Raw genomic sequence first — 17,088 nt, 5'->3', positions numbered from 1 at the left:
GCTCCGCTAAAGTCAGTCCAGCAGTTTCGACCATGTGCCGGTGAGGCGGCCGACGCCTCCCGGCACGCGGAGATCGTAGAGCGGAAGCGGTTGCTGCAGGCGCTGCCCGGCGTCGCGTCCCAGCGTACGGACCGCCGTTTCCACCGTGCCGCCGACCGGCAGCCATCCCGATGCAGCGATCGGCACGACCAGCGCCAGTCCCCAGTCCATCCGCCCGCCGAAGCGGCTCTGGGCGCCATCCGGCCCCTCGGTCCAGGTGGCGCGGGCGGTCAGTCCGATGCCGCCGTCGAAGCGGCGCATCACCTCCACCGTGCCGCCCCAATCGCCGCCGAGATAGCGGCCGAGCCGCAACGCGGTGGTGGTGTCGGCGCCGGGGCTCTCCCAATAGAAACTGAGATGGCCGGTGCCGCGGGCGTCGCCTTGGTCGAAGGCCAGCAGGCTCTCCGGCCGCCGCTTCCAGACCTGATTGAGGTCGACGCCGAGTGCCCAGCGGGCGGCGAATGGCTGCAACAAAGCCTCGGCACCGAAACCCGCATACATCTCCTCCAGATGGCCGGCTGACAGCCGCGTCGTCAAACCATCCGCTGGCTTGGCGAGCCACGCCGCGTAGGCATGGTCGAGAGCCAGCGGCCGGTCGGCATAGCGCGGCAGATCGCTGCGCACCGGCTGTGCCGCCGGCAGAGCATTGGTGTCCAGCAGTTGCAGATCGCTTGCCGCATTGATGCGCAGTCCGCCGCCCAGCACCAGCCCGCGCAAGGGCTCCGCCCGCAGCATCACGTCTGTGTGGGTGCGCTGGGCAAGCGCCGTCCCCAATTCCGCCAGATCGAAACTGGCGACCAGCCGGGTGGACAGGTCCAGCCGCGGACGCCAGTCCGGCGGCGGGTCCGCGGTGGCGGCGAGTTGCGTCGTGCGCCAGATCTCCTCGGCGCTGCCGCGGTGATTGGCGGCCCGCTCCAGGTCGCGGCGCAGCAGTGTAACGGAGGCTGTGTCCAGGCCGCCGGCGCCGGCGACGACGCGCAACCGCTCGACCTGCGGCGGCGCCAGATCGGCCAGCAGGCGGGCGGCGTCGCCGACCTCGCGCGCCAGCGGTATCCGCCCGCCTCCGGCCGGATCGAGCCAAACGGTCGCGACCTCTCCGTCGATGCGGGCAGAGCGAACCGGCAGGCCGCGGCTGCGCGCCACCAGGGCGATGGCATCGGCCGACAGGGCGGAACCAGCGGACGGGCGCGGGCCGACGTCGGGGGGAGGGTGGTCGGGGCGGTCGGCATCCACCGCCGGATCGAAGCGGACCGACAGCCGCATCATCAATCGTCTGCCCTGCTCGTAGGCGGCGCCCAGGTCGGCCCAGGACACCGGGCGCCAGGACAGGCCCAGGCTGTAGCGGCTGCCGGCATCGAAGCCCGGTTCGTCCTGCCGCTGGGCGCGGAAGCGGTCGCCGGAGGATTCCAGCTTCAGGCTCAGTCCATCGACCGGCGTGTGCCACTCCACGCCGCCGAACAGCGCCACCCGCTCGCCGCTGAACCACGCCTTGGGACCGCGCGTGGTCGGCCATGCCGACGGGTCGCGGTCGCGCCGGAAACGGCCGCCGAGGAAACGCAGCGGGTTGCGCAGCTGCCCGCCCTCTCCCAGCGATCCCCATCCCATGCCGAGCGTCAGGTCCAGATCCCACCAGCGCCGCGACAGGGCGATGTACTCGCCGGCGAAGCGGCCCTTGCCCGGCAGGTCGAGCCCCGATCCGGTGACGTCGCGCCCGCCGATCACCAGCGCCGGCCCGCGCTCGTCCTCCCGCCGCACCCGGAGCTTCAGGTCGAGGCCGGGCTCGGTGAGGCCGTAATAACCGGGATAGGCACTGTTGCGGGCGGTGACCTCCAGCCAGGGCAGCGGCTGGGCGGATATGGTGTGGTGGCGGTGCAGGTCGCCGAGCGCGGTCAGCCCGCCGCTCATCGAGCCGTCGGGCGCCATCCGGCCATTCGGCATCTGCAACAGCCCGATCCCGCCCCAGTCGGACAGGCTGTATCCTGCCTCATCGGCCAGCGCCGGAGATGCCGCAAGAAGAACGAGTAGTGCAGTGAGGCGCACGCGGTGATCGCGAAGGTTCGGAGATGAAATCCGATCCTTCGCGAGTCATGCGTATGAATGCAACTGGAAAGTTGCGGTCGGGGCCGCCGTTACGGCGCCTCGACCACCTCGAAGTCGTGGGTGATGGTGGCGGTTTGCCCCAGCATGATCGAGGCGGAGCAGTATTTCTCCGCCGACAGGGCGATGGCGCGTTCCACCTTGGCGGGGTCGAGCTTGCGGCCGGTCACGGTGAAATGGACGTGGATCTTGGTGAAGACCTTCGGTTCGGTCTCCGCCCGCTCGGCCTCGATGGCGGCGACGCAGTCGGTGATCTGCTGGCGGCCCTTCTCCAGGATCATCACCACGTCGAAGCAGGTGCAGCCGCCCATGCCGATCAGCAGCATTTCCATCGGGCGGATGCCGGCATTGCGGCCGCCGGATTCCGGGGCGCCGTCCATCACCACGGCATGGCCGCTGCCGGATTCGCCGACGAACATCTTGCCGTCCACCCAAGTGACGCGCGCCTTCATGACCATTTCCTTCGTTCACTGTTGATCGTGAGTGACCGCGCGAAGCTAGGCGCCGAGACGGGGCGGCGCAAGGGGGTGCAGCGCCGCCGTCGACGGACTTGTCCCGCGGCGCCCCGGCGTCCAAAGTCGGCACTGTGACGTGTATTGCGATGACGAGGCCTATCACCATGCCGCACGGCCATTCCCATGGCGGTTCTTCCGAAGCGGGCCATAGCCACGGCGGCCACCACCATCACGGACCCGCGCGCTACGACCGGTCCTTCGCGCTGGGGGCATTGCTGAACATCGGCTTCGTGGTGGTGGAGGCGGTCTATGGACTGATCGCCAATTCCACGGCGCTGCTGGCCGATGCCGGGCACAATCTCAGCGATGTGATGGGGCTGCTGCTGGCCTGGGGTGCGGCGTGGCTGACCCGGCGGATGCCGCGGGGGCGCTACACCTACGGCTTCGGCAACGCCTCGATCCTGGCGTCGCTGCTGAACGCGATGATCCTGCTGATCGCCGTCGGCGCCATCCTGCTGGAAGCTGCCAATCGCCTTGCCGATCCGGAGCCGGTGGCGGAGACGACGGTCATGGTGGTGGCGGTGATCGGCATCGTCATCAATGCCTGGACCGCGTGGCTGTTCATGGGCGGGCAGAAACAGGACATCAACCTGCGCGGTGCCTATCTGCACATGGTGGCCGATACTGCTGTGTCGGTGGGCGTCGTCGTCGCGGCGCTGGTGATCCGTTTCACCGGCTGGCTGTGGCTGGACCCGGTGACCAGCATCGTCATCGCCCTGGTCATCATCGCCGGCACCTGGGGCCTGCTGCAAGAGTCGGTGCGGCTGGCGATGGACGCGGTGCCCGATGGCATCGACCGGGCGGGGGTGGAGCGCTATCTGGCCGGGCTGTCGGGCGTGGAAGAGGTGCATGATCTGCACATCTGGCCGATCAGCACGACGGAAACCGCGCTGACCGCCCATCTGGTGCGTCCCGGCACCGACCAGGACGACGGTCTCCTGCAGGAGATCTCGTCGGTGCTGAAGGACCGCTTCGGCATCGGCCACGCCACCATCCAGGTGGAGCAGGACGGCAGTTGCTGCCGCCTTGCCCCGGCGGAGGTGGTCTGAACCGTCAGGCCTGCTCGCGGGCGAGGCGGCGGGCGTTGGCGCGCACCTTGCGGTAGGCGGGGTTCATGCCGGCGGCTGCCAGCGCCGCCGTCGCCTCGATCAGGCGCAGGTTGGCGTGGATGCCGGCATCGACCGCTTCGGCAAGCAGGCGCTGCTGTACGTCGACGATCTCCACCGGGTTCTTGCAGGTGGCAAGACCGCCGATGGTGGCCGCCGCCGCCTGGGTCTGCCTGGTGATCATCGTGATCCAGGCCTGTCCGAACTCGCCGATGCCGGTGGCCACCGCATGGAAGGCCTCGACCGCCGCCTCCACCTTCTCCGATCCCATGCGGATGAATTCCGGATTGGCGAAGTCGATGGGGTTCGCCAGCGCCGCCGTCATCATCGCCGTGCGATAGCCGATGGTCTGCGCCGCCGCGACGCCCATTTCGCTGCTGCGAAGGCCGGTCTTGGTCAGCTGGCCCGCCACCGCAAGAAGCCTGTCGGTGGGATGGCCGTTGCCGCCGTTCTGTGATGCCATGGGCGTCGCCCCTCTCAAAAAAATCGTTGCCGGAACTTGGCTGCAGCCTCAACGCTGCACTGCAGCATAAGTTCCGGCACGATCTTTACGCCTCGGCGAGCGCGCGGTCGAGATCTTCGATGATGTCCTGCGGGTCCTCCAGACCAACGGACAGGCGCAGCAGGCCGGGTTCGATCCGCGCGGCGACCTTTTCCTCGTCCGTCAGCTTGGAATGGGTGGTGGTGGCGGGGTGGGTGATCAGGCTCTTCGAATCGCCGAGATTGTTGGAGATCATCACCATGCGCAGGCCGTTCAGCGTGTTGAACGCCTCGGTCTTGCCGCCCTTCAGGAAGACCGACAGCATGTTGCCGCCGCCGGTCATCTGCTTGCGCACCAGATCATATTGCGGGTGGCTGGGCAGCAGCGGGTACAGCACCTGGGCGACCTTCGGGTGGTGTTCCAGGAACTCCGCGACCTGCAGCCCGGCCGCCGACTGGGCCTGCACCCGCAGTTCCAGCGTCTCCATGCCCTTCAGCAGCAGCCAGGCATTGAAGGGGGAGATGGTCGGGCCGGTGTTGCGCAGGAAGGGATGGATGACCTCCGACGCGTATTTCTTGTCCTTGGCCAGGATGACGCCGCCCAGGCAGCGGCCCTGACCGTCGATGTGCTTGGTCGCCGAATAGATGATGACGTCGGCGCCGAAGTCGAACGGACGCTGCAGGACCGGCGTGGCGAAGGCGTTGTCGGCGACCACCACCGCTCCCGCCTTGTGGGCGAGATCGCAGACCGCCTGCAGATCGACGACCTCCAGTCCCGGATTCGACGGAGTTTCCAGGAAGACCGCCTTGGTCGGCTTGGACAGCGCCTCTTCCCACTCCGTCAGGTTGGTGCCGTCGACGAACACCGTTTCGATGCCGTAGCGGCCGCACAGTTCCTTCAGGATCCAATAGCAGGAGATGAACAGCGCGCGCGGCGCCACCACCCGGTCGCCGGTGCGCAGGCCGCTCATCAGGGCGCCATGCACCGCCGCCATGCCGCTGGCGGTGGCATAGGCCCATTCGGCGCCCTCATACTCGGCCAGCCGGTCCTCGAACATCGCCGAGGTCGGGTTGCGGAAGCGCGAGTAGACATGGCGCGAGCCGTCGTTGGCGAAGGCGTTCTCCGCCTCCTCGGCCGAGCCGTAGACGAAGCCGGAGGTCTGGTACAGCGCCTCGCAGGTCTCGTCGAACTGGGAGCGGCGGATGCCGCCATGGACCAGCTTGGACCGCGGGCGCAGCCCCGCGACGTTCGGATTGCGATGATCGGTGCGCGACATTCCGCAACTCTCCCCTGATGATCGCCGGTGGGGCGAGGCCGGCCGCAAACAAAAAACGCCCCGACCGATCGGGTCGAGGCGCGGACGCGGCTCGGACCTTTTTAGCGGGTTGTTTTACGTGGCCCGCAAGCCGGTCGACCAAATCACCACGTTGGATGCGCTTGTACGACTGCCTATGACCGCCGTCAAGGGGGTGGAGACGTGCACCGTCATCCCCTCTCCCCCCCGGGGAGAGGGTTAGGGTGAGGGGGATGCGCCGCGGGATCTTCGCTGGAGTCCTGCAACGATTCCCCCTCACTTCGCCCCTCTCCCCGCGGGGGAGAGGGAGTCTTCGACAGCATCCCCTTCACGTCCCCGACTTTGGCCCCGCCCAGCAGCACCGCCAGCAGTCCGAAGGCCACCGCGCCACCGGCCACCAGCAGCGCCAGCGCGGCGAACCGCACCGCGGTGGAGTGTGCCGCCAGCCAAGGCGCCAGCATATGGTCGCCGAGCAGCAGGGCCACTCCCATCCCGACCGCCGCCGCCGCGATCCGCGGAGCGCGGCGTTTCAGCCGCTCATCCAGGTCGAACAGGCCGCGCCTGCGCATCGCCGCCACCAGCAACCCGACATCCAGCCAAGCGGTCAGTCCGGTGGCGAGCGCGATGCCGACATGCCCCAGCCATGGCATCAGCAGCAGCGCCAGCAGGCCGGTCGCCACCGTCACGATGACGGCCACCCGCACCGGCGTCGCCGTGTCATGGCGGGCGAAGAAGGCGGCGTTCAGCGATTTCACGATCACGTAGGCCGGGATGCCGACGGCATAGGCGGCGAGCGCCATCGCCGTCGCCCGCGCCTCATCGGGACCGAAGGCGCCGCGCTGGAAAAGCACGGCGACGATAGGCTCACCCGCCACGCAAAGCGCGACCGCCGCCGGCAGGCCGAGTAGCAGGCTGAACTCCAGCGCGCGGCTCAGGTAATGGCGGACCATCCGATCGTCCCCGGCCGCGACATGGCGGGCGAGAACCGGCAGAAGGGCGGTGCCGATGGCGATGCCGATGACGCCCAGCGGCATCTGGTTCAGCCGGTCGGCATAGTAAAGGAAGGACACCGCGCCCGACGGCAGCAGCGAGGCCAGCACGATGTTCAGGAACAGGTTGATCTGCATGACGCCGGCCCCGATCGCGCCCGGCCCGATCAGCCGGAACAGCCGCCGCATCCCCTCCGTCAGCCGTGGCGGACGCAGCCGCAGGGCCACGCCCGCCTTGCCGCAGGCCCAGGCCATCCAACCGACCTGTACCGCGCCCGACAGCGTCACCGCCGCCGCCATGGCGGTGCCGGGCTCCAGACCCAGACGCGGGGCGATCAGCAGGGCGGCGACCAGCGTCAGGTTGAAGGCGATGGGGGCGGCGGCGAAGGGGCCGAAACGGTCGAGCGCGTTCAGCACCCCGCCAAGCAGCGCCACCAGCGAGATCAGCGCCAGATAGGGAAAGGTCAGACGCGCCATGTCCACCGCCAGGGCGAACTTGGCCGGCTCGTCCGAAAATCCGGGGGCGAGACCATGCATCAGCCAGGGCATGGCGACGACGGCGGCCAGCGTGAAGGGCAGCAGCATCGCCAGCAGCATCGCCAGCGCCTCTTCCGCGAAGCGGATGGCGGCGGCCCGCCCGCGGGTCTGCAGTTCGGCGGCGAAGAGCGGAACGAAGGCGACGCCAAAGGCGCCCTCCGCGAACAGGCGGCGGAACAGGTTGGGCAGTTTCAGCGCGACGAAGAAGGCGTCGGCGACCGGGCCGGCGCCGAGCACCGCCGCGGTCAGGATGTCGCGTGCGAAACCGGCCAGCCGGCTCAGCAGGGTCAGGCCGCCGACGGTGGCGATGGCGCGTGCGAAATTCATCGCGGCGGTATAGCCGGCCTTCGATGCGTGGCAAAGCAGGCTTTTCGGCGCGGCGGATGCGACGCTCGTCAGAGTAATATGCATGGGTGGAGCAACTGTCCGCCGCTGCCACCTTGCCGGTAATGGCGTTGCGTCGGCACGGGCGTTACGGCATGCTGGCGTCCGCCTGCCGTTGCCGTCCGCATTTCCGCCGATGGACGCGGCCGGCGGACGATCCACTGCGTTCGGGGTATACGTGAAGCGGGCGCTCTGGCTTTTTTCCGGTTTCGGCGGGCGTCTGGTCCTGCCTGCTCTGGCGGTTGCGCTGGCCATCGCCGCCTTGTGGTGGATTCTGCTCGACCGTCTGCATCGGGAAGAGCGGCTGCTCGACCTGACTGCCCATGAGAAGACCGCCGTCGTCGCCCGCCTGGTGGAGGAGCATGCGGTTTCCACCTTCCGCCGCGTCGACGACCTGCTGCTGGACCTGATCGCCAACACCGAACGCAACCGCGCCATGCGCCTGGATTCCCGCCGTGCCTTCGAAGAGGGGCTGGTGGTGGGCGTTCGCGTCTATGACGCCGCAGGGCTGCTGACCATGGGCGGGGGACGGGCCGCCTTCCAGGGGGTCATCACCGACCGCGACGAATTCCGCATCGCCCGCGACAGCGCGCCGCGCGGGCTGGTGATCGGCATTCCCTATGCCTCGTCGGAGACACATGACCTGATCATCCCGGTGTCGCGCCGGCTGGAGAACGCCGACGGCACCTTCGCCGGCATCGCCGTCGCCGACCTTCCTGTCGAATCCTTCGTGCGCTATTACCGCGTGCTCGGTATGCCGCCTGACGGTGCGGCGGCGCTGCTGCGCTCAGACGGAATCATCATTGCGCGCAACGCCGGAATGAACGCGGCATCGAGCCGCGATCCGGCCAACAGCGAGCTTTGGCAGGCGATCAGGCAGCGGCCGGTCGGCCATATGCGCATGATCAGCCCCATCGATGGGGTGGAGCGGATCACCGCCTTCCGGTCGGCGCCCGACTATCCGGTGGTCGCAGTCGTCGGCGAATCGGTGGAGACGGTGTTCGGCCCTTGGCGCGACAATGCCCGCCTCTACATAGGCTGGGCGGTCGCCACCACCGTGGTGATCCTGCTGTTCTTCATCGCCTTCATCGTCGAGCTGCAATGGCGCCGCCACGCCGACCGGGCGCTGCGGGTGCGCAACCGGGCGCTGGCCTGGAGCAACGACGGCATCATGATCGCCGATGCCACCCAGCCGGGCATGCCCATCGTCTATGTCAATCCGGCGCTGGAACAGTTGCTGGGCGCGCCGGTCTCCGCCCTGATGGGCAGCGGCGCCCTGACTGCGCTTGAGCGGGCGACGAACGACCGCGCGGCCCTGCAGCCGCTGCGCGACGCCATCGTGGTGGGCCGGGACGCACGGGTGGAACTGACCCGCCCCGGCCTTGTCGAGGACGGCGCGGATCCGCAGGGGCCGCGCTGCCTGGAACTGAGCGCGTCGCCGGTGCGCGATCACGACAACCGTCTGGTCAGCCTGATCGCCACCGTCCGCGACATCTCCGAGCACAAGCGGGCGCAGGCGGCGCTGACCGAAGCCCGGCGGGAGGCCGACGTCGCGAACGTTGCGAAGTCGAAATTCCTGGCGGCGGCCAGCCACGACCTGCGCCAGCCGGTGCAGTCGCTGATGCTGCTGATGGAGGTGCTGTCCACCCGCGTCAGCGACGGCATGACCCGCAATGTCCTGGGCACCATGGACCGGGCGCTGGGCGCCCTGAAGATGCTGCTGGACGGGCTGCTCGACGTCTCCCGCCTTGAGGCCGGGGCGGTCGTGCCGGAGGTAACGGTGTTTCCGCTGCAGGAGGTGATGGAGCGCGTGGCCGCCAACAGCCGCTCCGTCGCCGTCCAGAAGGGGCTGATCCTGCACATCGTGCCGTGCAGCGCCCATGTGCGCAGCGATCCGATGCTGTTGGGCCGCATCCTGCAGAATCTGGTGGAAAACGCGCTGCGCTACACCGACAGGGGGCGCGTCCTGATCGGCTGCCGCCGCCGGGGCGAGATGCTGCGGATCGAGGTGTGGGACACCGGCATTGGCATCCCTCCCGACCAGCAGGAGGACATCTTCCAGGAGTTCGTGCAGGTCGGCAATCCCAGCCGCAACCGCGACCGCGGCCTCGGGCTCGGTCTGGCGGTGGTGCGGCGGCTATCGGCGATGCTCGACCATCAGGTCACGGTGCGGTCCACCCCCGGCGAGGGATCGGTCTTCACCGTGGAGGTGCCGATCGCCGACGCGCCGGCGGCCAAGACCGTGCCGGCGCCGCTGGCCCCCCTGCCGGCCTTCGCCACCACGGTTCTGGTGATCGAGGATGACGGAATCGTGCGCGAAGGACTGCGCGCCATGCTGGAGGAGTGGGGCTATATCGTCCTGGCGGCCGAATCCTGCAGCGAGGCGCTCGACCTCGCCCATCGCGGGCCGGCTCCCGACCTGATCGTCGCCGATTACCGGCTGCGCGACGGCCGCACCGGGACCGAGGCGATCCGGGAGGTCCGGCTGGCGCTCGGCCGCATCCTGCCCGGCATTCTGGTCACCGGCGACACCGCCCCCGCCCGTGCGCAGGAGGCGGAGGCCGGCAATTTCCGCGTCATGCACAAGCCGGTGATCGCCGCCGACCTGCGGCGCGCGGTGGCCGAGGCACTTGAGCCGCTTCTGCGCGAACGCCAGACGGTCGCCTGAGACGATCGCCTGAGCCGGCCTCGTGGCCCGTCAGGGGATCAGGCTGTTCAGGTCGAAATCCTGTGCGAAGGCGATCATGGCGCCGCAGGCGCTGGCCGACCCGACCCGCAGCACGCCTTCGCCGACCACGGTCGGGAACTTGCTCTTCTGCAAGGCCTGCTGGGTCTTGACCGGATCGGCGACGCGCAGCACGAAACCGGCGAAGAAGGGCAGGGCGGCGGTGGCGAAGGCCGGGTCGGAGGTCCAGGCCCAATTCAGCCGGTCCGGCGTGGCGACCAGCACCGGGACCTGACCGTCGCCGCGCTGGGCAGGCTCCACGATGCGGGCAGAACCACGGTCGGTGACGGTGCCGCCCAGCAGCTTGGCATAGGTCGTGGCGACCGCGTCGGGATCGGCGGCGGCGATCACCAGCGCTTCCAGGCCGGTGGCGCCGTTGGCGTGCTCCATCTGGTCGGGGCGCCAGACCAGATCGGGGGTGTGGTGCTGGCACAGGAAGACGCGGCCGGCCGGGGTGGCGGCCGGATCGATCTGGGTGATGGTGAAATTGGCATCGCGGGCGCCGCCGGGCAGTTCCACCGGGCGGCCGAAATCGACGGGTTCCGACACCGGAAAGCCTGCGGCGGTCAGCGGCCCGACGGCGGCGCGGGCGTCCGGCGTCTTCAGCGCGACGGCGGCGATGCCCTCGCGCTGGCGCAGGAAGGCGGCGTAATGGGCATTGGCCGGCCGCTGTTCCTCGATGCCCAGCAACTCCAGATAGGTGCCGGTCGGGAACAGGATGGTGTGGTTGGCCGACTTCAGCTGGGTGTGATGGCCGCGCGGCGTCACGGTGAAGCCGAGCCGGCTATAGGCGTCGCGCGCCGCGTCCAGGTCGCGGGTGGCGATGACCAGATGGTCCAGTCCGGTGATGCCGTCGATGCTCATGGCGTCCTGCCGCTGTCGGTTTGTTGTGCCGCCAGCGATAGAACAGCCGGCCCGCCGCGGCAAGCGTGAAGCGGCCGGACCTCCCTCGCCGAAGAGGCCCGGCCTGATCGTCACAGCGCCTGCTGCAACTCCGGCAGCGCCTTGAACAGGTCGGCGACGAGGCCGTAGTCGGCGACCTGGAAGATCGGCGCCTCCTCGTCCTTGTTGATGGCGACGATCACCTTGCTGTCCTTCATGCCGGCCAGATGCTGGATTGCGCCCGAGATGCCGACGGCGACATAGAGGTCCGGCGCCACGATCTTGCCGGTCTGCCCGACCTGATAGTCGTTCGGCACGAAGCCGGCATCGACCGCGGCCCGGCTGGCGCCCACGGCGGCACCCAGCTTGTCGGCGATGGCCTCCAGCAGGTGGAAGTTATCGCCCGACTGCATGCCGCGCCCGCCGGAAATCACGATGCGGGCGGAGGTCAGCTCCGGCCGCTCCGACTTCGACAGCTCGGCCGAGACGAAGCTCGACAACGCGGGATCGGCCCCGGCGGCGACGCTCTCGACCGGCGCGCTGTTGGTGGCGGCGGCGGCCTCGAAGGCGGTGGTGCGGACGGTGACGATTTTCACCGCATCGGCCGACTGCACGGTGGCGATGGCGTTGCCGGCGTAGATCGGCCGCTCGAAGGTGTCGGCCGAGACCACGCCGGTGATGTCGGAGATCATCGCCACGTCGAGCAGCGCCGCGACGCGCGGCAGCACATTCTTGCCGACGGAGGTGGCGGCGGCGATGACATGGCTGTAGCCGGGGGCGAGCGAGACCAGCAGGGCCGCGACCGGTTCGGCCAGCGCGTGCTCGTAGGCGGCATCGTCGGCGAGCAGCACCTTGGCGACGCCGGACAGCTTGGCGGCCTGCTCGGCAGCCGGGGCGGCGTTGCGGCCGGCGACGAGGAGGTGGATGTCGGCGCCGAGCCCCTTGGCTATCTGGGCCGCGGCGGTGACCGCGTGGGCGGTGGCTGGCTTGAGGGTGGCGTTGTCGTGGTCGGCGAGGATCAGGATGGGCATGGCGAATTCCTCTGTCGGGCGGAGTGCGGGGAGTGCAGACACTTGCCCCCACCCCGACCCTCCCCCGCTGGGCGGGGGAGGGGGAAAGTGCTGATGCGGGAGAGCGGCGGCAGTTCCCTCCCCTGCGAAGCGGGGGAGGGTTAGGGTGGGGGCACCGGAGCCGGCGCTCAGATCACCCGCGCCTCGTTCTTCAGCTTGTCGACCAGCGTGGCGACGTCCGGCACCTTGATGCCGGCTTGGCGCTTCGCCGGCTCGGCGACCTTCACCGTGGTCAGACGCGGGGTCACGTCGACGCCAAGCGCATCCGGGGTGACGGTTTCCAGCGGCTTCTTCTTCGCCTTCATGATGTTGGGCAGCGAAGCGTAACGCGGCTCGTTCAGGCGCAGGTCGGCGGTGACCACCGCCGGCAGCTTCAACTCCACCGTCTCCAACCCGCCGTCGATCTCACGAGTCACCGCGACCTTGCCGTCGGCGGCGGCGACCTTCGAGGCGAAGGTGCCCTGGCCCCAGCCCAGCAGGGCCGCCAGCATCTGGCCGGTCTGGTTGCAGTCGTCGTCGATGGCCTGCTTGCCGAGGATGACGAGGCCGGGGGCCTCCTTCCCGACCAGCGCCTTCAGCACCTTGGCGACGGCCAGCGGTTCGGTCGTCACGTCGGTCTGCACCAGGATGGCGCGATCCGCTCCCATCGCCAGCGCCGTGCGCAGCGTCTCCTGGGCCTGGGACGGGCCGACAGAGACCACGACGATCTCGGTCGCCGTGCCGGCTTCCTTCAGGCGCACCGCCTCTTCGACGGCGATCTCGTCGAAGGGGTTCATGCTCATCTTGACGTTGGAGGTCTCGACGCCACTGCCGTCCGCCTTGACGCGGACTTTCACGTTGTAGTCGACGACCCGCTTCACGGGCACCAGCACCTTCATGATGGCGTGTCTCCTCTCGAATGGTGTTCTTGTGACTGTTCAGGCGGCGGCGGACAGGGTCTGCCCGCGCAAGGCGGCGACCGCATCGGGAAACGGCGGGGAGGCGGCGGTGGTGCCGAGCGCTGCCAGGACCTTGGCCGGTGCGACCACGCCCCGGCTACCGACGAAGGCGCCCTGGACGACGGCCAGCGCCGCCAGCCCACCCCGCGTTTCCATGCGGTGTTCGATGAAGATGTATTTGTCGTCCCAGCACAGCACACGGCTGACCAGGGTGAATTTCTGGAAGGGCCGCAGCGAGCGGCGGTAGCGGATCGTCGCCCCGCCCAGCACCGGCTGCCAGCGGTTGCGCAGGATCGCCGGTCCCAGACCGACGCGGATCATCAGGTCGGTGCGGCCCAAGTCCATCACGCTGAAATAGCGTGCATTGGTCATGTGCAGGTTGATGTCCAGGTCAGTCGGCCAGACCCGGAAACGCAGAGCCGACGGCTCCAGCAGCCCGGCGCGGCGACCGCGCATTGCTGCGAAAATGGCGGCGGCGGCGACCGCCAGCAGGCGGAAGATCAGGTTCATCGCCCGTCTCCCGCCTTCAAGAATTCGCAGGCCGCCCGCGGATGTCGCTGTCCCATCATGTTCCGATCCCCCCTCCACAGGGCCGATCGGCGCAAGACGGGCGCCTGATCGGTCAGCTGTCCTTCGCGGCGGTCTTCAGCTCCGCCAGGGTGTTGTTGACCTGCTCTTCAATGTCGCGCAGCTCCTGCACGGTGGCCTCCAGATCCTCGCGCTGCTGGGCGAGGTCCTTCAGCCGCTTCTGCACCCGCTTCAACAGGTTCTTCTGCTGCTCGACCCCGCCGTTGACGTTGTAGAGGTCGAGATATTCGCGGATTTCCGCCAGCGAGAAGCCCAGGCGCTTGCCCCGCAGGATCAGCTTCAGCCGGGCGCGGTCGCGCTTGGTATAGACCCGGTTGTTGCCGACGCGGTTCGGCGCCAGCAGCCCCTTGACCTCGTAGAAGCGCAGAGCCCGCGGCGTGATGCCCAGCTCCTCCGCAAGCTGGTTGACCGTGTAGAGCTGTTCCATCCCTGGGAAGACCTTTTGTTTGCGTTCGGCACAATGCGCCTTCCGTTTGGTAGCACAGCTGCCGTCGCGTGATAAGGCTTCCCTTTACGTCCGGGTCAGAGGGATGACTTCGGGTCATCCACCATTCGATAGAGCCTGCTGCGCCTCGGCGATCAGTTCCTTTTTCGACAGCTTGCCGACGGCGGTCTTCGGCAGTTCCTCGCGGAACTCGATGGCCGTCGGCATCTCGATGCGGGAGATCTTGTCGCGCAGGAAGTCGCGCAGGGCCTCCGCCGTCAGGTTCGCGCCGGGCTTCAACTGCACGAAGGCCTTCGGAGTCTGGCCGCGGTAATCGTCGGGCAGGCCGATGACGCAGGCGGCGACCACGTCGGGATGCTGGTAGATCGCTTCCTCGATCATGCGCGGATAGACGTTGTAACCGCTGCAGATGATGAGGTCCTTCAGCCGGTCGAGCAGGAAGACGTAGCCATCCTCGTCCATCGTCCCGACATCGCCGGTCAGCAGGAAGCCGTCGACCACGGTACGGTCGCTTTCTTCCGCCCGGCCCCAATAGCCGGCCATGACGTTGGGCCCTGCGATCGCCACCTGCCCCTTCTCGCCGATGCCGAGCTTGCGGGTGGCGTCCTCAAGGTCGCGGATCTCGATGGCGATGCCGGGCAGCGGCAGGCCGATGGAGCCCTCCTTGTTGACGCCATTCAGCGGATTGGCGGCGCAGACGGGGGACGCTTCCGACAGGCCGTAGCCCTCGATCAGAACGCAGCCGGTCGCCGTCTCGAACTGGCGCTTCAGCTCCATCGGCAGCGGCGCCCCGCCGGAGATGCAGTAGCGGATCGAGGTCATCGGATAGCGGGCGACCTGCGGGTGCCCCAGCAGCGCCTTGTACATCGTGGGCACGCCGGGGACGAGAGTCGGCTTGCGCTTGGCGATGGTCTTCAGCACCTGCTCCGTCTCGAAGCGCGGCAGCATGATCAGCTCGGCTCCACAGGCCAGCCCCATGTTCAGCACCACGGTCATGGCGAAGACATGGAAGAAGGGCAGGACGGCCAGAACCCGCTCCTGGCCCAGCGCAACCTCGGGGAACCACGCCTGCACCTGCCGCGCGTTGGACAGCAGGTTGTGATGGGTCAGCATCGCGCCCTTCGGCACGCCGGTGGTGCCGCCGGTGTATTGCAGCACGGCGACGTCGCGCAGCCCGTCGATGCGAACCGGGCGCAGCGTGCCGTCATTGGCAAGCAGGCTGTCGAAATCGACATGACGGTCATCGCGCGGCACGGCGGCGATCTCGCTGCGCTTCAGCACGCTGAACAGAGCCTTCTTCACCGCCGGCAGGATCGATGCCATGCGGCAGACGACGATCCGCTTCATCGGCGTGCGCGTCAGCATCGCCGCGACGCGCGGATAGATCTGCTTCAGGTCCAGCGTCACCATGATCTCGGTCTGCGAGTCGGTGATCTGGTGTTCCAACTCCCGCTCGACATAGAGCGGGTTGTAGTTGACGACCGTCCCGCCGGCCTTCAGCACCGCGAAATAGGAGATGACGTAGGTCGGGCAGTTGGGCAGGCACAGCCCCACCCGCACCCCCGGCCCGACGCCCATGTCCTGGAAGCCGCGGGCGGCGCGGTTCACCAGGGCCAGCACCTCGGTGTAGGTGTAGCGGCGACCCATGAAGTCGAGGCAGGGACGGTCGCCATAGCGCCCGGCCGCCTCCTCGAACAGCATGTGCAGCGGCATCGGCGTGAACTGCTGATCCCAGGCAATCCCTTTGGGATAGTGCGCCAGCCAGGGATGGGCGGGGTTCTCTGCGGCAACGGTGGACGGGTTGGCGCTCTGCGCAAGCGGCTCGGGCATGTTTCGCTCCCCTTGGCGGTGGCGCGTTCCGGATCACCTGGCTGCCGCAATCAGTGGCGCGGGCGTCTGAAACGCTTTCGTTATGACGTTGACGTAAACGTAATGCGCGCCTACTGTCAAGACCAGTCCTACGAACAATCCTGAGGGCACGCTTTCATGGTCGACGACATTCTGCAGGAACTGCGCAGCCGCAGCGGCGATCTGCGCTCGCTCAACGCCTCGGTCCGCTTCCTGCTGGGCAAGGAGGGGGAGGTGATCCGGGTCGATGGCCGCGCCAGCCCGATCAGCATCAGCCGTGACGATGCCGAGTCCGACTGCACCATCCGCATTTCGCCGGAAAACCTGCAGAAGCTGATCAACGGCAAGCTGAACCCGATGTTGGCCTTCACCATGGGCAAGCTGAAGGTCGAGGGATCGATGGGCGTCGCGATGAAGCTGGCCCAACTGCTGGACGATTGATCGAGCGGCCGGAAGAGCCGCCAACCACACACAACCGGGAGGAAACGACCATGACGACAATGCGCAGCAAATGCGCCACCCTGTCCGCTGCCCTGATGGCGGCCACGCTGCTGACCGCAATGCCGGGTGCAGCGTCGGCGCAAGTGACAGCGCGCACGCTGACCTACCAGATCCTGATGGGCGAGGATCCCATCGGTACCGAACAGGTGAAGATCGAACCGCAGGGCGACCGCACCAAGGTCACCGTCACCGCCACCACGCGGGTGAAGGTGCTGTTCATCAACTTCCGCTATGACCACAAGCGGGAGGAGATGTGGAAGGGCGGCGTTCTGGAATCGATGACCGCCACCACCGACGACGACGGCACCCCGCACAAGATCGATATGGCGCGCGACGCCGGCGGCTACCGGCTGGTGGTGGACGGCAAGCCGCAGCAGGCGCCGGCAGGCGCGCTGCCGCTGACCCTGTGGACGACGGATGTGCTGAAGCACCGCGAGCTTCTGTCGGTGATCGACGCCGCCCCCTACAAGGTGGCTTCGCGCAAGATCGGGGCGGAGACGGTGGAGGCCGCCGGCAAGGCGATGGAGGCCGCTCACCACCGCATCGAGGGCGATGTCGAGCGCGACCTGTGGTATGCGGCGGACGGCACGCTGCTGAAGACGCGCTTCAAACGCAGCGGCTATGATATCACCTATGTCCTGAAGTGAAT

At 68.3% G+C, this 17,088-nt stretch carries 15 protein-coding genes and 1 riboswitch; of the genes, 4 read left to right on the top strand and 11 right to left on the bottom strand.

Translation table 11 applies throughout. The features are described 5' to 3' along the window. Positions 1-12: 12 nt before the first annotated feature. Together PWS46_RS07115 and PWS46_RS07110 are read right to left on the bottom strand one after the other, a co-directional pair. On the bottom strand, positions 13-2,079 hold the full coding sequence (locus PWS46_RS07115) for a YjbH domain-containing protein (RefSeq protein WP_434613013.1): 2,067 nt from the start codon (positions 2,077-2,079) through the stop codon (positions 13-15). Positions 2,080-2,168: 89 nt separating this feature from the next. Further along, positions 2,169-2,588: an OsmC family protein gene (locus PWS46_RS07110; protein WP_434613010.1), complete on the bottom strand. Its 420-nt coding sequence runs from the start codon at positions 2,586-2,588 to the stop codon at positions 2,169-2,171. Between the two features lie 149 nt (positions 2,589-2,737). Between PWS46_RS07110 and PWS46_RS07105 the strand changes: the two genes are divergently transcribed. Then, the gene (locus PWS46_RS07105) at positions 2,738-3,700 is read left to right on the top strand and encodes a cation diffusion facilitator family transporter (protein ID WP_434613007.1); all 963 of its coding nucleotides are present in this window, start codon (positions 2,738-2,740) and stop codon (positions 3,698-3,700) included. Between the two features lie 4 nt (positions 3,701-3,704). On the opposite strand, the gene PWS46_RS07100 is transcribed toward PWS46_RS07105, so the two are convergent. The 3 genes from PWS46_RS07100 to murJ form a co-directional block, all read right to left on the bottom strand. After that, the gene (locus PWS46_RS07100; protein WP_434613004.1) at positions 3,705-4,220 is read right to left on the bottom strand and encodes a phasin family protein; all 516 of its coding nucleotides are present in this window, start codon (positions 4,218-4,220) and stop codon (positions 3,705-3,707) included. Positions 4,221-4,305: 85 nt separating this feature from the next. Further along, on the bottom strand, positions 4,306-5,514 hold the full coding sequence (gene metZ, locus PWS46_RS07095) for an O-succinylhomoserine sulfhydrylase (protein WP_434613001.1): 1,209 nt from the start codon (positions 5,512-5,514) through the stop codon (positions 4,306-4,308). Between the two features lie 80 nt (positions 5,515-5,594). Next, positions 5,595-5,674: riboswitch (SAM riboswitch) on the bottom strand. Between the two features lie 49 nt (positions 5,675-5,723). Next, complete coding sequence (gene murJ, locus PWS46_RS07090; RefSeq protein ID WP_434619930.1) at positions 5,724-7,385, bottom strand: murein biosynthesis integral membrane protein MurJ; 1,662 nt, start codon at positions 7,383-7,385, stop codon at positions 5,724-5,726. Between the two features lie 235 nt (positions 7,386-7,620). Between murJ and PWS46_RS07085 the strand changes: the two genes are divergently transcribed. Next, the gene (locus PWS46_RS07085; protein ID WP_434612998.1) at positions 7,621-10,110 is read left to right on the top strand and encodes a hybrid sensor histidine kinase/response regulator; all 2,490 of its coding nucleotides are present in this window, start codon (positions 7,621-7,623) and stop codon (positions 10,108-10,110) included. Positions 10,111-10,140: 30 nt separating this feature from the next. On the opposite strand, the gene PWS46_RS07080 is transcribed toward PWS46_RS07085, so the two are convergent. From PWS46_RS07080 to PWS46_RS07055, 6 genes are all read right to left on the bottom strand, one after another. Further along, on the bottom strand, positions 10,141-11,031 hold the full coding sequence (locus PWS46_RS07080) for a VOC family protein (RefSeq protein WP_434612995.1): 891 nt from the start codon (positions 11,029-11,031) through the stop codon (positions 10,141-10,143). 110 nt (positions 11,032-11,141) lie between these two features. Further along, positions 11,142-12,080 carry an electron transfer flavoprotein subunit alpha/FixB family protein gene (locus tag PWS46_RS07075; RefSeq protein ID WP_434612992.1) on the bottom strand — a complete coding sequence of 313 codons (939 nt, stop codon included), beginning with the start codon at positions 12,078-12,080 and terminating at the stop codon, positions 11,142-11,144. Between the two features lie 167 nt (positions 12,081-12,247). Continuing rightward, complete coding sequence (locus PWS46_RS07070; RefSeq protein WP_434612989.1) at positions 12,248-12,997, bottom strand: electron transfer flavoprotein subunit beta/FixA family protein; 750 nt, start codon at positions 12,995-12,997, stop codon at positions 12,248-12,250. 39 nt (positions 12,998-13,036) lie between these two features. After that, a complete protein-coding gene (locus tag PWS46_RS07065) occupies positions 13,037-13,567 on the bottom strand; it encodes a thioesterase family protein (RefSeq protein WP_434612986.1) in 531 nt (176 codons plus the stop codon). 112 nt (positions 13,568-13,679) lie between these two features. After that, complete coding sequence (locus PWS46_RS07060) at positions 13,680-14,072, bottom strand: MerR family transcriptional regulator (protein ID WP_085089534.1); 393 nt, start codon at positions 14,070-14,072, stop codon at positions 13,680-13,682. A 114-nt stretch (positions 14,073-14,186) separates the two neighbouring features. Then, entirely contained in the window at positions 14,187-15,920 is a 1,734-nt protein-coding gene (locus PWS46_RS07055; RefSeq protein WP_434612982.1) for a long-chain-fatty-acid--CoA ligase, read from the bottom strand. A gap of 156 nt (positions 15,921-16,076) precedes the next feature. Here PWS46_RS07055 and PWS46_RS07050 point away from each other — a divergent pair, with 156 nt between their 5' ends. Continuing rightward, on the top strand, positions 16,077-16,379 hold the full coding sequence (locus PWS46_RS07050) for an SCP2 sterol-binding domain-containing protein (RefSeq protein ID WP_085089532.1): 303 nt from the start codon (positions 16,077-16,079) through the stop codon (positions 16,377-16,379). A 50-nt stretch (positions 16,380-16,429) separates the two neighbouring features. Next, positions 16,430-17,086 (top strand): DUF6134 family protein, encoded by a 657-nt coding sequence (locus PWS46_RS07045; RefSeq protein WP_434612978.1) that lies wholly within the window; start codon positions 16,430-16,432, stop codon positions 17,084-17,086. Positions 17,087-17,088: the final 2 nt, after the last annotated feature.

It is taken from the genome of Azospirillum sp. B2RO_4 (genome assembly GCF_051124815.1).
Taxonomy (GTDB): Bacteria; Pseudomonadota; Alphaproteobacteria; order Azospirillales; family Azospirillaceae; genus Azospirillum.
The sequence above is the reverse complement of the archived record's forward strand: the minus strand, read 5'-3'. Positions and strand labels throughout refer to the sequence as shown.

Bases quoted from the DNA above. Each gene is read 5' to 3' on its own strand.
- metZ (WP_434613001.1), bottom strand. From the start codon at position 5,514: ATGTCGCGCACCGATCATCGCAATCCGAACGTCGCGGGGCTGCGCCCG.
- PWS46_RS07045 (WP_434612978.1), top strand. From the start codon at position 16,430: ATGACGACAATGCGCAGCAAATGCGCCACCCTGTCCGCTGCCCTGATG.
- PWS46_RS07065 (WP_434612986.1), bottom strand. From the start codon at position 13,567: ATGAACCTGATCTTCCGCCTGCTGGCGGTCGCCGCCGCCGCCATTTTC.
- PWS46_RS07080 (WP_434612995.1), bottom strand. From the start codon at position 11,031: ATGAGCATCGACGGCATCACCGGACTGGACCATCTGGTCATCGCCACC.
- murJ (WP_434619930.1), bottom strand. From the start codon at position 7,385: ATGAATTTCGCACGCGCCATCGCCACCGTCGGCGGCCTGACCCTGCTG.
- PWS46_RS07075 (WP_434612992.1), bottom strand. From the start codon at position 12,080: ATGCCCATCCTGATCCTCGCCGACCACGACAACGCCACCCTCAAGCCA.
- PWS46_RS07060 (WP_085089534.1), bottom strand. From the start codon at position 14,072: ATGGAACAGCTCTACACGGTCAACCAGCTTGCGGAGGAGCTGGGCATC.
- PWS46_RS07110 (WP_434613010.1), bottom strand. From the start codon at position 2,588: ATGAAGGCGCGCGTCACTTGGGTGGACGGCAAGATGTTCGTCGGCGAA.
- PWS46_RS07100 (WP_434613004.1), bottom strand. From the start codon at position 4,220: ATGGCATCACAGAACGGCGGCAACGGCCATCCCACCGACAGGCTTCTT.
- PWS46_RS07070 (WP_434612989.1), bottom strand. From the start codon at position 12,997: ATGAAGGTGCTGGTGCCCGTGAAGCGGGTCGTCGACTACAACGTGAAA.
- PWS46_RS07055 (WP_434612982.1), bottom strand. From the start codon at position 15,920: ATGCCCGAGCCGCTTGCGCAGAGCGCCAACCCGTCCACCGTTGCCGCA.
- PWS46_RS07050 (WP_085089532.1), top strand. From the start codon at position 16,077: ATGGTCGACGACATTCTGCAGGAACTGCGCAGCCGCAGCGGCGATCTG.
- PWS46_RS07105 (WP_434613007.1), top strand. From the start codon at position 2,738: ATGACGAGGCCTATCACCATGCCGCACGGCCATTCCCATGGCGGTTCT.